General features: G+C 44.4%; 16 protein-coding genes. 8 read left to right on the top strand and 8 right to left on the bottom strand.

Annotated elements, in window-relative coordinates:
- Positions 1–28: 28 nt before the first annotated feature.
- Genes I2B62_RS17455 through I2B62_RS17445 form a run of 3 tightly spaced genes read left to right on the top strand, consistent with a single transcriptional unit; the run spans position 29 to position 1,503 of the window.
- Positions 29–394, top strand: coding sequence for a hypothetical protein (locus tag I2B62_RS17455; RefSeq protein WP_195270318.1), 366 nt, complete (start codon positions 29–31; stop codon positions 392–394).
- A 12-nt stretch (positions 395–406) separates the two neighbouring features.
- The gene (locus I2B62_RS17450; protein ID WP_195270317.1) at positions 407–730 is read left to right on the top strand and encodes an SPP1 phage holin family protein; all 324 of its coding nucleotides are present in this window, start codon (positions 407–409) and stop codon (positions 728–730) included.
- Complete coding sequence (locus I2B62_RS17445; protein ID WP_195270316.1) at positions 727–1,503, top strand: D-Ala-D-Ala carboxypeptidase family metallohydrolase; 777 nt, start codon at positions 727–729, stop codon at positions 1,501–1,503. Before I2B62_RS17450 ends, I2B62_RS17445 begins: the two co-directional genes overlap by 4 nt.
- Positions 1,504–1,884: 381 nt before the next feature.
- On the opposite strand, the gene I2B62_RS17440 is transcribed toward I2B62_RS17445, so the two are convergent.
- The 8 genes from I2B62_RS17440 to I2B62_RS17405 form a co-directional block, all read right to left on the bottom strand.
- Positions 1,885–3,084 carry a site-specific integrase gene (locus I2B62_RS17440; protein WP_195270315.1) on the bottom strand — a complete coding sequence of 400 codons (1,200 nt, stop codon included), beginning with the start codon at positions 3,082–3,084 and terminating at the stop codon, positions 1,885–1,887.
- A 39-nt stretch (positions 3,085–3,123) separates the two neighbouring features.
- Positions 3,124–3,357, bottom strand: coding sequence for a helix-turn-helix domain-containing protein (locus tag I2B62_RS17435; protein WP_195270314.1), 234 nt, complete (start codon positions 3,355–3,357; stop codon positions 3,124–3,126).
- 20 nt (positions 3,358–3,377) lie between these two features.
- Positions 3,378–3,551: a hypothetical protein gene (locus tag I2B62_RS17430; protein ID WP_195270313.1), complete on the bottom strand. Its 174-nt coding sequence runs from the start codon at positions 3,549–3,551 to the stop codon at positions 3,378–3,380.
- A 200-nt stretch (positions 3,552–3,751) separates the two neighbouring features.
- Positions 3,752–4,756, bottom strand: coding sequence for an AAA family ATPase (locus I2B62_RS17425; protein WP_195270312.1), 1,005 nt, complete (start codon positions 4,754–4,756; stop codon positions 3,752–3,754).
- On the bottom strand, positions 4,757–5,422 hold the full coding sequence (locus I2B62_RS17420; RefSeq protein ID WP_195270311.1) for a hypothetical protein: 666 nt from the start codon (positions 5,420–5,422) through the stop codon (positions 4,757–4,759).
- Positions 5,376–6,494: a relaxase/mobilization nuclease domain-containing protein gene (locus I2B62_RS17415; RefSeq protein ID WP_195270310.1), complete on the bottom strand. Its 1,119-nt coding sequence runs from the start codon at positions 6,492–6,494 to the stop codon at positions 5,376–5,378. The genes I2B62_RS17420 and I2B62_RS17415 overlap by 47 nt, the downstream gene beginning before the upstream one ends.
- Positions 6,455–6,778: a plasmid mobilization relaxosome protein MobC gene (gene mobC / locus I2B62_RS17410; protein ID WP_195270309.1), complete on the bottom strand. Its 324-nt coding sequence runs from the start codon at positions 6,776–6,778 to the stop codon at positions 6,455–6,457. Before mobC ends, I2B62_RS17415 begins: the two co-directional genes overlap by 40 nt.
- Before the next feature lie 232 nt (positions 6,779–7,010).
- A complete protein-coding gene (locus I2B62_RS17405; protein WP_195270308.1) occupies positions 7,011–7,280 on the bottom strand; it encodes a hypothetical protein in 270 nt (89 codons plus the stop codon).
- Between the two features lie 182 nt (positions 7,281–7,462).
- Between I2B62_RS17405 and I2B62_RS17400 the strand changes: the two genes are divergently transcribed.
- From I2B62_RS17400 to I2B62_RS17380, 5 genes are all read left to right on the top strand, one after another.
- Positions 7,463–7,909 (top strand): helix-turn-helix transcriptional regulator, encoded by a 447-nt coding sequence (locus tag I2B62_RS17400; protein ID WP_195270307.1) that lies wholly within the window; start codon positions 7,463–7,465, stop codon positions 7,907–7,909.
- Positions 7,910–8,025: 116 nt separating this feature from the next.
- Positions 8,026–8,250: a type II toxin-antitoxin system antitoxin, RelB/DinJ family gene (locus tag I2B62_RS17395; protein ID WP_195270306.1), complete on the top strand. Its 225-nt coding sequence runs from the start codon at positions 8,026–8,028 to the stop codon at positions 8,248–8,250.
- A 1,631-nt stretch (positions 8,251–9,881) separates the two neighbouring features.
- On the top strand, positions 9,882–10,613 hold the full coding sequence (locus I2B62_RS17390) for a Fic family protein (protein ID WP_195270305.1): 732 nt from the start codon (positions 9,882–9,884) through the stop codon (positions 10,611–10,613).
- Between the two features lie 542 nt (positions 10,614–11,155).
- Positions 11,156–12,427, top strand: a complete 1,272-nt coding sequence (locus tag I2B62_RS17385) for a cytochrome c biogenesis protein CcdA (protein WP_195270304.1) — start codon at positions 11,156–11,158, stop codon at positions 12,425–12,427.
- A gap of 157 nt (positions 12,428–12,584) precedes the next feature.
- On the top strand, positions 12,585–14,027 hold the full coding sequence (locus I2B62_RS17380; protein WP_195270303.1) for an alpha-amylase: 1,443 nt from the start codon (positions 12,585–12,587) through the stop codon (positions 14,025–14,027).
- Positions 14,028–14,175: the final 148 nt, after the last annotated feature.

Below are 14,175 nucleotides of genomic sequence, written 5' to 3'. Positions count from 1 at the left end.
TGCAAATTTCAGGAGGACAACAGGAAAAATGACAATCGAAATACTTTCGCAGTATGCCGGGTGGGTGATGGGGATAGGTGCTTGCTTTATGTTTTTCTATAAACCAGCACGGCAATGGCTGTATAACAAGCTTATCCACCCAGACGAGCAGCAGGACAAGCAGATCGAGGTATTAAACGACCGGATCGGGGACGTGGAGAGCTGGCAGCGCAAGCAGCAGCACGACATCGACGTGAGCGCCGTGGAACGCTATATTCTCATGCGTTCTATGCGCTCTTGTCTTGAAGCCGTATCCGGGAAAAGGAACAATGGAAACGTGGACGAATCCATCGACGAGATTAACGAGTTTTTGGCCGAGCAGGCCCACAAAACAAAAAGCCGGATGAATCCATAGAGAGGAGAAAAAATGAAAATAAACCCAGAAAATTTAAGCCGATACGCCAAGCCATTGGCCCGCCTGTTTATTTTGGTTTTAACCTTAATAAACCAGTTTTGCACAATGGCCGGTTATCCGATTATTCCAATCGAAAATGAAGCCATCAACGATTTTATAACAGGCGCACTGACGCTTATATCCGTATTCTGGTGCTATTGGAAAAACAATAGCTTTACCGCCCCGGCAGTGGCTGCCGATAACCTTAAAACGGCCATAAAGGGGCTTGCAACAAAGAAATTATATGAATTATTGGAAATTATCGAAGATGAAAACAAGGAGGAAAATAAAAAATGAGTAATGAATTAATCCGATTAGGACAGGAACACAGCAATAACTTTGTTGAAAACAAGATCGCAGCAGACGGCCTGAGAGGTGCCGAAACACAAAAACAGGGCGTTCGCCTGGTCCAGCACGCCATGAACCTGGATTACGGCGCAGGCCTGGAGGTGGATGGCACCTGGGGCAGCGCCAGCAATACCGCCTTTGGCAGCCACAACGTCCGGGAAGGCGAAACCCAGTACATGGTCACCGCTCTGGAAATTCTACTGCTGCTTAAGGGGTATGATCCGGGCGGTGTCGAGTGTCCGGGAGTCTTTGGCGGCGGCCTGGGGAACTGCGTGGAAAGCTACCAGGGGGACAATGGCCTGTGTGTGGATCGGATCGCAGGCCGGGAAGTATTCCTTCATCTGATGGATGTAGAGGCCCAGCCTGTTATAGATGCGACCGATCTGCCAAACTTCGGACCCGATGAGTTTAAGTGCGAGTGCGGGTGCGGCGGGGACATTAAACCAGAATTAAAAGTCCTGATCCAGAAGCTTCGGGACTACCTGGGCGATCCAGTGACCATTACCTCTGGTTTCCGCTGTGCATACCAGAACACAAAGGACGGCGGCGTTCCAGACAGCCTGCATATGGACGGAGATGCCTGCGACTTGTATTGCTCCGGCCATTCAGTGGATGAAGTGGCAAACGCAGCATTAGCCGTTGGAATCCCAGGCGTGATCCGGTATTATTCCAGCCAATTTGTACATGTGCAGCTGTGGCCACGGGATAGCGTTGGCGATTAAATAATAAAGGGCCGCCTTCAGGACGGCTTTATTTTTTGTTTTAAATTTTTATTGCCGGGTATAAATATTATCGAACAATCATACCTCTTACTTGACAGAATAACAGAATTAATCTCCCCCCCCCAATACTTTTCCTTTGAAAGCTCCTGATCCAAAGACCGGGAGCTTTTTGTTTTTGTGCCCGAAAATTGTCCTGCAAATTTTTAATATTTGTTTCTCGAGATTATCCTGCTGTTTCTCTTGAAGACCGCGAATTCAAACACTTTTCCAAGCTTTTTAGATTCCCAAAAAATAAGCAAACTATTGGGTAGAGGTCGTTGGTTCAAGCCCAATCGGGATCACCAGAAATTTCGCTTAGATAGGGACCTCCGGGTCTCTTTTTTAATGCATGGAAATGACGTTTTTCGCCAGATTTTCGCCAGTTTCATCAGCAATGGAGGCGTAAAAACTGTCGGTTTTGTCTGCGGTGGCGTCTTTCAGGGAATTTAAAATATGAATATAGGTTTTTAAAGTAACGGATAGATCGGAGTGCCCGAGGAGTTTTGATATCACCAGCGGCTCCGCGCCAGCCTCGAATTGACGGGTTGCATAGGTATGTCGAAGATCATGAAATGTTTTTTCTGAACTGATACCTAAAGAAATATAGACCTTTTTTAATGCAGCAAGGACGTTTGAGGAATCAAGATGTGTGCCGAGCGGTGTGCAGAACACCAGCGTTTGCGGTGTTTGAATGATTCCAAGTTTGGCCAGCTCTTTTTTCTGTTTGTCTCGATGCTCATTTAAAATAGTATGCAGAACTTCTGGCAATCTGTTTATTCTGGTTTGGCCATTTTTGGGAAGGCCCACGATCCACCGGCTTTTTTTCTGATCCCCCTTTGTGATACCGCCAGATTTATTAATCGTAATACGGCGATTTTGGAAGTCAATATCGGCCCAGGTTAAGGCGAAAAGCTCACCCTGACGCATTCCAGTATCGAGCGCTGTCCGGAAAAGACAGCCGTATTTGTGGTTTGCAATGGCATCCTTGAAAGCTATATGTTCTGCCCGTGAAAGCGGTCTTGCGGTGTTTCGGGATGCTTTTCTCTGTTTTTCTGCTGAATCTTCCTGTGGAAGTGTGAAGATCTTTGGGACAATCATAAAATTAATTTCCTTTTTTACTCCGGCATAGCGCAGAGTTGGGTTGACAATTTTATGAAGTGTCTTGGCATTTATGGCTGACAGTGTATTATAATAGCTTTGGACAGTATCAAGGGTTAAATCGCACATTTTCATTTCACCTAGGGGCGTTCTGCGCAGATGGTTGTTGAGGATTGATAAATAGCGTTCTTTCGTTTTTTCCTTAACTGTATTAAAATGGACTGTTCGCAAATAGATTTCACAATAGTCGGCAAGCGTTTTTTCACTGAGGTTCACACCTGAAGCTAGTTGAGCTTCAATTTCTTTTCGCTTTTTATTCAAGATTTCAATGGATTTTGCAGTGATTTCACGCCGTCTTCCATAAATGTCATGATATTTGTAATAATAATAGATGTATTTTTCACCGTTCGGGGCGGTTACCGTTCTTTTTCTGTATTCTTGCATTTTTGTCTTTCCTCCTTAAAAAGACCTTTCCTTACGTTTTTATTTTAGCATTGTCTTTTGGTCGCTTACAAGTGCATTTGATCTGGCAATCAGCTTTTTCTCTAACCATTCCGGTATTTCATCCTTAATGATAAGCCATTTTCGGCCGTTGGGAACTGCGGGAAATTCGGGATCAGTTTTTATTATTTCATACATTTTTCTTATACTGATTCTTAGCTCCTGTGCTGCTTCTTTTGGTGTGATAATTGTAAATCCAGACATTGAGTTGATCATTTTAAACCTCCAGTTATTAATCATTTTATTGTTCCAAGCAGTATACAGATGTTTTCGAGAATATGAACGTATAGTGCTGCAAGGTATTCTTTAAACGTGATATCTTCATCTTTGAAATCAGCCAGATACTGTTTATAAAGCTCTGCCACTTCAATATTTTTAATGGTCAAGTAGTGATGATGTTTTTTCTTCATTTGTAGGACTCCTTTTTTAAAATTAAAGTTTTTAACTTTTTAAGATGACGCTGTAGCTACACCTTTTAGGCTAGCGTCACCCTTAGCGTCACCTCTAGCGTCACCCTTGAAAGTCAGGTTTTTAGCGGTTTTGACAGCAGGGGTGACGCTGGTGACGCTAGAATCAGCATCCTATAAAGGTGACGCTATAACTGCATGTTTTAAAAGTTTTTCCACATAAGACTAATAAGACGTTTGTTTTTTGTTCTCTTTTTCTTTATTATGATTCCGTTGCGGTCGAAGTCCTCTAGATGATTGGATAAATGACGACTCAATCTTGTTGGGTCAGCAGCATAAGATGCTAGTCCTGCGGCTTGCCATAACTCATTCATGGAACCTTCCCAAGCTTTCTTTTTCTGTTTTGCTAAAAAAGCCATGATCGCTGAGATAATCGGATCAATGGTAATCTCTCCGTGATCTTCTTCATCCAATTCCCATCTGAGCGGATTTTCGTTGAATTTTAGATCAATCACATGGGACGGGTGAAAGCGTGATACAATGGAAAGCTGCCCTGTTTTCGCCGTTTCTTCCTTGAGCATGATCAGCTTGCTGGAGACTGTGGCAAAAATTCCCTGGCTGCCTAAAAGATCGTTGCTGTCCTTTTTCGTATGATGGACAACCAGAATGGGCACATTGATATTTTTAGAGATATGTTGAAGAATATCAATGTCCCGGACGGCATCCTGGTACGAATACTCATCGGCAGATTTATTGCAGCCCCGCACTTTCTGGAGGGTGTCAATGATAATAAGGCCAAGGTCTTTGGCAGCCGCTTTTTCGGCTACGCTGCCGATGGAATTGAGATCCACATCATTGTTAAAATAATAATTGATATGTCCGGTCTCTGGCAGCTGCATGGCTTTCCGGCGGCCAAGCGCATTGGCTGGGTCACTCTCAAGATTCAGATAGAGCACTTCCTTCTGCCGGGCACGGCAGCCAAACAAGTCTGTTCCGGTTGCGATGGCATAGGCCATCTGCTCAACAAGGATGCTTTTCCCAGATTTAGGCGCGCCGCCAAGAACGGTTACCCCATCATAAAGCACATGTTCAATGGCCGGTTCTGGCGTTTTAAATGTGCTTTTAAACAAGTCGGCATCATTCCATACATAAGATAAAATGGTCTGCATCAAATCGCTGCTCTTTGGGGGTAAAACTTCATTTTTCATCTAATAGTATCTCCTATCGCCCTTCCAGGCTTTCATGATTTCTTTTAAATTGACCAAAACGGTTGATATCAGAGACAAAATAAGCCAGACGGTAAAGATATTGACGGGAAGCTTCATGCGGACGGTTTCGGGCAGATAAATACAGATAAGTAATGCTGCAAGGCTGAAAGCCACGCTTAAAACCGCTTTCAAACCACCGTTTTCGTCATAGCAGCCCAAAAGGGTCCGGATGGTTTCAAGCCCTTTTTTAATGCCAATAATCGCCAAAAACAGCAACAATCCCAATATCAGGAGAAAGACGCAAATCGTCAATAAAGCAGCTGCCCGGTCATTTATGTGCTGCACTAAACCATTTTTGACGATAAAGAAAAAAGATTTTACTGTGGCCAGGATCCACAGGATATTTTCCCAGCGGCTGACGAACCACCCGCCCATTTCGGCCAGAACACTCCTATTTTGGGACAGCTCACGAATCACCCAGACCGCGCAGATGATGGCCGCTGCTGAAAAGCCGCTCGTTAAAAGTTTCTGGGCCTTTTGATAGCTTTCCGCTTCTCTTTGGGCTTTTTTCCTTTCTTCCTCGGCCTCTTTCTGTTTTTTCAGTGTAATGCGCCGGCTTTCATCGAGAGAAGCCTCGGCTGATTCCGCTCTCTTGATGGCACTCATCCGCGACTTCTTCTCTTTCTCGATCTTCGCCTCCATACCCGACACGCTCAAGGCCAGGGGCTTCAGTTCGTCGATCAGTTTCCCGTCTTCGACCAGCTGCAAGTTCTGTTCTTGTAACAGCTGTTTTTGTTCGCCGATTATCTGATTCCGCTCGCAGATCTCCGAGTTCAGTTTTGAATTTGTCGAAATCAATTGTTGATTCTCTTGCTTCAGCTCCTGATTCTCCGATGCTAGACGCTCGATGGTCTGTTTGGCCTGCTCCAGCAGCTGGTTCAATGATAAAGGCACGGGCGAGCTGCCGATGCTGTTCGGCGTTCGTTTGAATTGCATGTTCCATCGCCTCCTTTCCTACAGGCAGTTTAAAAGTTTTTTCTAAATTGGTGTTGCGCACCTTCTTTCCGTTTGGACAGATAAAAGTGATGGCTTTGCGGGTGTCTTTCCAGAGGGTTTCATATCCGGCGTGCAGCATCAGGTTCATGAATTCTTCCCGGGTCGCTGCCGTTTCCAATGCGTTCATCACAGTGTTAGCGCAGTCCATCAGGTAGCTTTTTCCTTTTCCTGCATCAGCTTTTTCAAGCTGTTTATACTTTGACAGCCGATAGGTGGTCACCGCCTCGTTTTTTTCACAAATGCTGAGGCCATTTTCAAGGCAGAGCTGATCACTTGTCGCTTTCATGTTCTTTAAATCCGGCGGGCCAAACTGTAACTTTAGTCCCGTTTCCAGGCTGACAGAATTCACAAGAATATGGCTGTGAAGATGCGCCTGATCGGCATGGGTTGCAATTAAAATTTCATACCCTCGAAAAATATGTTCAGCCAGTTCTCTGGCAATCTGGTTGGCTTTCCACGGTGTGATCCTTTCGTCTACTGGGAAAGATTGAATATAATGGTAATACTGGACGCCGTTTTCTTTGTGATAGTATTTTTTTGTCACCTGCATTTCTTCCGCTGCGGTTGCTGGGTTACAATTAATACCAGAGACATATTTTCCTTTTATTTTTTCATCTTGGAGGACATAATCCACCATTTGATTCAGGCCTCCGTGACTTGCAACTGCTTTAATAATTGCCATACCTGTTTCTCCTCTTTCTGTAATGCCTCAAGCGCTGCCCTGTCAACTGGAAGTCCAACGTTGCTGTTATAGGCGAGCTGGTTTAGATTGTTGCCGATACGTTTTTGCTGCAAAATCACTTCAGAAAGTCCTTCAAAAACATTTATTTTTTTATTCAAAACCGCTCGGCGGATATACTCCTGTTGGGTTAATTCTGAACGTTTTACTCTGCCTAAAAAAATCTTTTTTTCTTGATCGTTCAAGCGAAATAGTATTTGATTTTTTCGCCGCCTTGTCCGTGCCATGATTTCACCTCCGTTTATGGAACCTTCCCAATTTAATATTAAATTTTAACGCTAAACTCAAGGGGATCGAAGGGGACAGAGTCCCCTCGCAAGCGGTGTTGGTAGCCAGAATGGCTATCCAAACACTAAGCTTGCCTATCCCCCGCCGCCATTTAGCAGACGGACGGATTTTTGATTAAACATGCTGGGCATGTTTGATCAAAAAGAAAAAAAGGGGGATAGCAAAGAGGTGTTAATCTTGTGCTGCGGACGGTACGGCAGTCTTTTTAATGATGGTGCATTCGCCATCTTTTTGAGCGATTTGCAGGCTATTATCCTTGAAAAACACAATGATCGCTCCCAGTATTTTTTCTAGATCATCGTTTGAATTTTTCTCCAGATTAAAGGCGGATTCTGCCGTCATTCCCATTGCAATGTAACGATCCATTTCCTGCTCGATCTTTTCGGCTTTTTCTAGGCTTTTTTGAATTTGGTCTTGGTATTTTTTGTACATTTTTTGCATAATAACTCCTTTTGGTGTGACGTTATATCAAAAAAACAACTATAGTTGTTTTTTGATATAATACAACATAAAAAGTTGTTTGTCAACATGTGTTAAAGAGAATCAAATCGTAATTTAATCAAATATTTTTATATTGTTTTTTTTAAAATTGCATGTTATTGTACTTAGAAGGAGATATTGTTATGAATATTGGAGAATTTATAAAAGAAATAAGAAAAAAAGAAGGTTTAACTCAAAAAGAATTTGCCGAAAAGTTAGGTCTGGTTCAGGCAACGATAAGTGCTTATGAAAAAGGAATTCGATCACCGACTTTTAAAGTAATGATTGACATTTCTGAAATATTTGGAGTAGATTTAAATCTTTTGATGTCTAAGGATGTTGAATTAGTAAAGGCATTTAAAGATGCTGAAATAGTCCATGAACAGCTTAGCTTGAAGGGATTTGAATATGATTATTTTAATGATTCGGATTCTAAATATGATTATGTAGAGCTAAAGATGCCAGCAAGAGGGTCAGATAACTATTTGAATATACTCAATTTTATGTCAGATTTGAATGAAGATGGTCAAAAAAAGGCACTGGATTTGATGGTATTATTAAGAAAGATACCAGAATATAGAAGAAAATAAAAAATAGTCAGCACCGGACAGAAATTTGCATCGAAATTTATTGATTTTAGCATAGCTCAAAATTATGATTACGATTCGCGATACAAACGCGTATATTGTAATTGGAGGTGATAGCAATGGCTAGAACATCAAATATTTATATCCGTTTAAAACAGGTCGCTCTTCAAAGAGGGATTCCTTTTGAAATGAAATTAACAAAAAGCGTTCTGCTTTCCTATGATTCATTGACAAAAGAAGAATTTGAGGCCGAAATTGCCAAGGGAATGGCAGATGTTGAAGCGGGAAGGACTCATACGGCAGAGAGGATTAAAGAAGAAATGCGGCGGGATTATGGTCCATGAGTTGGAAGATAGATAATCTGCCGAGCATCGGATCGAAGCTTGGCGACTGAACCCGTAGGGTGAAGGAGCGGACTTCGACCGAAGCACAGGCATGGCCGGGGGAAAACCAACGAACGTTGGTTTCATGGGGGTGGCAGGAGCGCCCCATTTCATAGGAGATTTGAGCAAAGCGAAAATCTCAACCAAAATAGCTAGGGGCATAGCGCAGCACCGTTTAATTGAGAAGTAGTGCGGCGGGGAGCACAGCGTCCCCGCCTTGCAATTTGATCAAAAAATAAAAATAGGACAATCGCGAAGCAATTGATCCTTTTAAGGGCTATGAGTGGTCTATATTTATATAGACATACTTCCCCATTATTATTATATACTATTTTATTATAATGTCAAGTGTGATAAAAAGATATTATTTATAATATTAATGACATTTATGATAGGGCATGGTATAATAACTTTGGTACCGCAGGAGGTATCCCGTCAGGTAAAATAGCGGCGGCGCCCCTAGAAGGGAGCCTTTATGGAGATTACAATTTACATTCCACCAGAGGTTTTAATTGAAATTGTTGGAATATGCATTAGTGTGTATTTATCAATTCGATTGAATCGGCGGATGAAAAGAAGTAAGGGAAATAAAAAAAACCGCTAGCCTAGGAAACAGCGGTTTTCGTAAAGAATAACTAATCCGGGCACCTGTCGCTCCTGACGGTACCATCTTTATATTCAAATTATAGCATATCTACAAATTTTGTGCAAGCTAATGAAATGAAACAATGAATTATAGTTTTTGGTTATAAAATGTTTGTGTAAGGAAAGGCATGTTTTTTCGCCATTTTTAACGCTAATCTGTGCTTATAGGTGCTTGTAGTGTGTTTTGAAAATCGCTAAATAACAATAAAACGCCTAAAATAAAACCTCCGGCTATTTGGTAGAGGTCGTTGGTTCAAGCCCAATCGGGATCACCATTATATGACGTCATACGGCTTAATCAGCCGTTTTTTTATTTCGCATTTTTCTAAGATTTTTTCTAATAAATATCTGTCCGACCATACATCGCCTACCATCAAAATTACACTCTTAATGAACTTGCCAGCAAAGAACCGGTGCGGTATGATTAAAGCAGATCAATCAAGAAATAACCAATCAGACATCCCAGCCCCAAAACGCCAGACTCAATAACCCAATCCCAAAACGAAAACGCTGATTTCAGCCAATCCCGTTAAAACGATGGAAAAAAGAATGGTGTTAAAAGGCAGCGATCTGAAGCCGTTGTTTCCCAGTGATTTACACATTAAAATGTCGGTTCATTTAAGAACCGGCGCCCGCAATCCCCTTTGAAACAGGAACACAGACCGTGTATTTTTTGAGAAAAGCGCGCGCTTGAAAAATACCCCGGTACGCTGGTTAAGGGGAAAACAAAAGCCGGAGCCGCCGGCTGACTACTAAGAGGGCCCATTGGGATTTGGCAAAAGGGTGGCAACGGTTATAAAAGTTAAAAATAAAAGACCCTGTATTGCAGCACCGCGGTTTATGAAGCAGGCCCTGAACTTAAAATTCAGGGTCTCTTTTTGTCGTTCTATAATTTCCTTTAGTCTGGGGAAAATGTTATAATAGATCATTATAGACAGGAGTTTGTTATGAAAATAGACGCATTACACAGTCGTTTTATAAGCGGGAAGAAAGCAAAATTGTCTGATGGTATCTACCACCATACACAAATTAAAATGGCCTATAATTCCAACCGAATTGAGGGAAGCATGCTCTCAGAAGAACAGACACGAAGCATTTTTTCGACCAATACCATTTTACCAGAAGGGGACAGCCCTGTAAAAATTGATGACATCGTCGAGACAACTAACCATTTCGAGGCTTTCGATTATATTCTTGATCTCGCCAAAGAGCCCCTGTCAGAAGATATCATAAAAAAACTTCACTATTTGTTAAAGCGCGGCACCGCCTATGAGCGCGAAGGGTTTTCCACCGGTAAGTATAAAATTTACCCCAATGTTATCGGAGGAATCACAGAGACAACACCGCCGGATAAAGTGCAGTCGGCAATGAAAGTGCTGCTTGAAAAATACAATGCTATTCCCGAAAAAAGCTTTGATGATTTGATTGACTTTCATGCGCAGTTTGAAACCATTCACCCGTTCCAGGACGGGAACGGCAGAGTTGGGCGGCTGATTTTGTTTAAAGAGTGCCTGATAAATGGAATCCTTCCATTTATCATTTTGGATGAGTATAAATTATATTATTATCGCGGGCTGGGCGAATACAGAAAAGAAAAAGGATATCTGAGGGATACATGTTTATTGGCACAGGATCAGTTTCGAAAGGTTTGTGATTATTTTAAGGTTTTTGGAAATTGACCCGTTGTGCCCACAGAGGCGTGTTAAAGCTATAAAAAATTCATATCAATTGGTTGAGGTATTTCGGCCTTTTGTACACTTGTTCAGTTTTAATAAAGGTGTTATAATACATGTAATACAGGTACTGCTGAAAACAGCATACCTCAATTCAGCATTGATTTATAGTCGTCTACTTTCTCAGGGGAGACGGCTATTTAATTTTTTGGTATACGCAATTATGAACAATATTAAAGTTAATATGAGAATTAACGGGTTCGTGTCCATGGTATATCACCCCATTTCTGGGTCTTGATTAGCCGCTCAGCAGTAACAGGCAGTACCTGTGTTGATCTTTAACGTTTTTATTGCTCAGAGCCTTTTTCACCATTTCTAACTTTTTTCGAAAAAACGCGACACTTAGCTTTTTTATTCAAAACCAACTTTCCTTAAACCCCTTGACAAATCCATCTGTAACATTTATGATTACAAAATAGAAACTGTAATGTTTAAAATTACACTTTATGGGAAAATAAATAGAATCATCACAGAAAAGAGGTTTTGATATGGGATTTGCTTCGGGGGCCGGGGTTCCGGCCATTATGGTATTTTTACAGGGGATTCTCAGTTTTTTCTCGCCCTGTGTGCTGCCGCTGGTGCCTTTGTACATCGGCTATCTGGCGGGCGGAACAAAGACGGTGGACGCGGACGGCACGGTTCATTACAAAAAGCGGACGGTGCTCATCAACACGCTCTTTTTTGTCATTGGCATCAGCGCTACGTTCTTTATTCTGGGCGTTGGCTTTACCGCGGCGGGGCAGTTTTTTACGGGGAACCGGATGCTGTTCGCGCGCATCGGCGGGGTGATCATTATCTTGTTTGGCCTGGTGCAGCTGGGGGTTTTCAATTTTGACTTTTTGAACCGTGAGCACCGCCTGCCCTTTAATCTGGACAAGCTGGCCATGAATCCGCTGCTGGCGTTTGTGCTGGGCTTTACCTTCAGCTTTGCCTGGACGCCCTGTGTGGGGCCGGTTCTGGCCAGTGTGCTGCTCATGGCGTCGTCCTCGTCGTCCTTTTCGTCGGGCTTTATCCTCATCGGGGTTTATACGCTGGGCTTTGTGCTGCCGTTCATGGCGGTGGGCTTATTTACCAGCACGCTGCTGGACTTTTTCAAGCGGCACCAGAAGGCGGTCCGCTACACGGTTAAGGCCGGGGGCGTGCTCATGATCGTGATGGGGATTATGATGTTTACGGGTTGGATGAACGGGATCACCGGTTATCTCTCTCAGGCCGGGGCTGGCAGCAGCGCGCCGCAGCCAAGCCCCACGGTAACCGCGGAACCTGCGCCCACACCCACGCCGGAAAATACGCTGGAGGAAAGCGCCAAAAAGACTCTGGCGCCAGATTTCACGCTCACGGACCAGTATGGGGTGGCGCACACGCTGTCGGAATACCGCGGCAAAACGGTTTTCCTCAATTTCTTTGCCACCTGGTGCGGCCCATGCCAGAAGGAAATGCCGGATATTGAGACGCTGTATAAGAAATACGGCGATAACTCCGGGGACTTGGTGGTGCTGAGCGTGGCCAATCCGCATACGGAGGAAGGGCCGAATAATAATGACATGTCGCCTGAAAAAATCGCGGAGTTCATGTCGGACAACGGCTTTACCTATCCGGCGCTCATGGACCGGACGGGCGCGGTTTTTCAGACCTACGGTATCCGTTCTTTCCCCACGACCTTTATGATCGACAAGGAGGGTTATGTGGCGGGCTATGTGCCGGGAATGCTGACTTCCAGCATGATGGAAAGCATTGTCAGCCAGGCCATGACGCAATAGATAAAAAGCCTGTATCCGTTGAATAAGGATACAGGCTTTTTTAAGTCTTGGCGAAATAATATGGAGAAAATCTATAATTTTTATAACTCTGGGTATTTATTAAACTGCGTAATGCTTTAATTAACGCTTATTCTAAAATAGAAAGAGTTGATTTTTTATGAATGGAACGATGATGCAGTATTTTGAGTGGTACCTGCCCGAGGACCAGTCTCTGTGGCGGCAGGTGGCAGAGGATGTCAGCCGCCTGAAGGCGCTCGGGATCACTGCGGTCTGGCTGCCCCCGGCCTATAAGGGTGCTGCGGGAAAGAGCGATGTGGGCTACGCGCCCTATGACCTTTATGATCTGGGTGAGTTTGACCAGAAAAACAGCGTCGCCACAAAATACGGAACGGTCAATGAATATTGTGACGCCATCCATGCCCTTCAGGATAACGGAATAGAGGTTTACGCAGATATTGTGCTGGACCACCGCCTGGGCGCGGATGATACGGAAAATGTCTACGCCTGCAAGGAAAATGATGAAAACCGGAATGAACAGATTGAGCCGATCCGCCCGATCAAGGCCTGGACGCAGTTTGACTTTCCGGGGCGGGGCGATACCTATTCGGATTTTAAATGGAACTGGACACATTTTGCCGGCATCGACTGGGATGAAAAACAGGAGGACAGCGCGGTATTTCAGTTTCAGGGCAAGCGCTGGGCCAGGGATGTGGACCGTGAAAACGGCAATTTTGACTACCTGATGGGCGCGGATGTGGATTTAAACAACCGCGAGGTGGTCGAGGAGCTGATCCGCTGGGGCAAGTGGTATCTGGCCAAAACCCGGGTCAACGGCTTTCGGATGGACGCGGTCAAGCACATTGATTTTAATTTTTTCAACGAATGGCTGGACGCGGTCCGGCGCGACTGGGACCAGGAGCTGTTTGCCGTGGGCGAGTACTGGTCTGGCGACCTGGAGGATCTCAAGCGCTATATGGAGACCACCGACCGGGCCATGTGCCTGTTTGACGTGCCGCTCCACTACCATTTTTTTGACGCCGGAAACAGCGGCGGCGGCTATGATATGCGGCAGCTGCTGAACAATACCCTGACAGCTCACGACCCCACCCGGTCGGTCACCTTTGTGGACAATCATGATACCCAGCCCGGCCAGTCGCTGGAATCCTGGGTGCAGCCGTGGTTTAAGCCGCTGGCCTATGCCTTTATTCTGCTCCGGGCCGACGGCTATCCCTGCGTCTTTTACGGCGACTATTTCGGTATTCCCGCCCAGGATATCGCGCCCATGCGGGATATTCTGGACAAGCTGCTCTGCGCAAGGCGTGAATCGGCCTATGGCATGCAGCGGGATTATTTTGACGATTTTCATATCATCGGCTGGGTGCGTGAGGGCGATCCGGCAGAGCCGGAGTCCGGCTTGGCGGTGCTGATGACAAACGGTGACGGCGGCTCAAAGCAGATGTATATGGGCCATCATTTTGCCGGAAAGGATTTTTATGACATTACCGGAAATGTGGACGGCACAGTGACAGTCAATGAAAACGGCGACGGCGTTTTCCATGTGGCGCCCGGATCGGTATCGGTCTGGGTCAGAACCCGCTGATTGAGATCATAAACGTTTTACCGGCAGGCGGCTGGATTGCTGCCTGCCGGTTTTATTTTTTTGGCAGTGCTATTTAAAGCAAATGGGGTATAAATGATTAAAATGTTTTGAAATGGTGTGTGGGATGTGTTATGATTTAGTAAATTAT

This window comes from Eubacterium sp. 1001713B170207_170306_E7, assembly GCF_015547515.1.
GTDB lineage: Bacteria > Bacillota > Clostridia > Eubacteriales > Eubacteriaceae > Eubacterium.
Note: the sequence above shows the minus strand (reverse complement) of the source record. Positions and strands in the feature narration are given on the sequence as shown.

Coding starts and splice junctions, on each gene's coding strand:
- I2B62_RS17455 (WP_195270318.1), top strand. CDS start 29: ATGACAATCGAAATACTTTCGCAGTATGCCGGGTGGGTGATGGGGATA.
- I2B62_RS17450 (WP_195270317.1), top strand. CDS start 407: ATGAAAATAAACCCAGAAAATTTAAGCCGATACGCCAAGCCATTGGCC.
- I2B62_RS17445 (WP_195270316.1), top strand. CDS start 727: ATGAGTAATGAATTAATCCGATTAGGACAGGAACACAGCAATAACTTT.
- I2B62_RS17440 (WP_195270315.1), bottom strand. CDS start 3,084: ATGCAAGAATACAGAAAAAGAACGGTAACCGCCCCGAACGGTGAAAAA.
- I2B62_RS17435 (WP_195270314.1), bottom strand. CDS start 3,357: ATGATCAACTCAATGTCTGGATTTACAATTATCACACCAAAAGAAGCA.
- I2B62_RS17430 (WP_195270313.1), bottom strand. CDS start 3,551: ATGAAGAAAAAACATCATCACTACTTGACCATTAAAAATATTGAAGTG.
- I2B62_RS17425 (WP_195270312.1), bottom strand. CDS start 4,756: ATGAAAAATGAAGTTTTACCCCCAAAGAGCAGCGATTTGATGCAGACC.
- I2B62_RS17420 (WP_195270311.1), bottom strand. CDS start 5,422: ATGAGTGCCATCAAGAGAGCGGAATCAGCCGAGGCTTCTCTCGATGAA.
- I2B62_RS17415 (WP_195270310.1), bottom strand. CDS start 6,494: ATGGCAATTATTAAAGCAGTTGCAAGTCACGGAGGCCTGAATCAAATG.
- mobC (WP_195270309.1), bottom strand. CDS start 6,778: ATGGCACGGACAAGGCGGCGAAAAAATCAAATACTATTTCGCTTGAAC.
- I2B62_RS17405 (WP_195270308.1), bottom strand. CDS start 7,280: ATGCAAAAAATGTACAAAAAATACCAAGACCAAATTCAAAAAAGCCTA.
- I2B62_RS17400 (WP_195270307.1), top strand. CDS start 7,463: ATGAATATTGGAGAATTTATAAAAGAAATAAGAAAAAAAGAAGGTTTA.
- I2B62_RS17395 (WP_195270306.1), top strand. CDS start 8,026: ATGGCTAGAACATCAAATATTTATATCCGTTTAAAACAGGTCGCTCTT.
- I2B62_RS17390 (WP_195270305.1), top strand. CDS start 9,882: ATGAAAATAGACGCATTACACAGTCGTTTTATAAGCGGGAAGAAAGCA.
- I2B62_RS17385 (WP_195270304.1), top strand. CDS start 11,156: ATGGGATTTGCTTCGGGGGCCGGGGTTCCGGCCATTATGGTATTTTTA.
- I2B62_RS17380 (WP_195270303.1), top strand. CDS start 12,585: ATGAATGGAACGATGATGCAGTATTTTGAGTGGTACCTGCCCGAGGAC.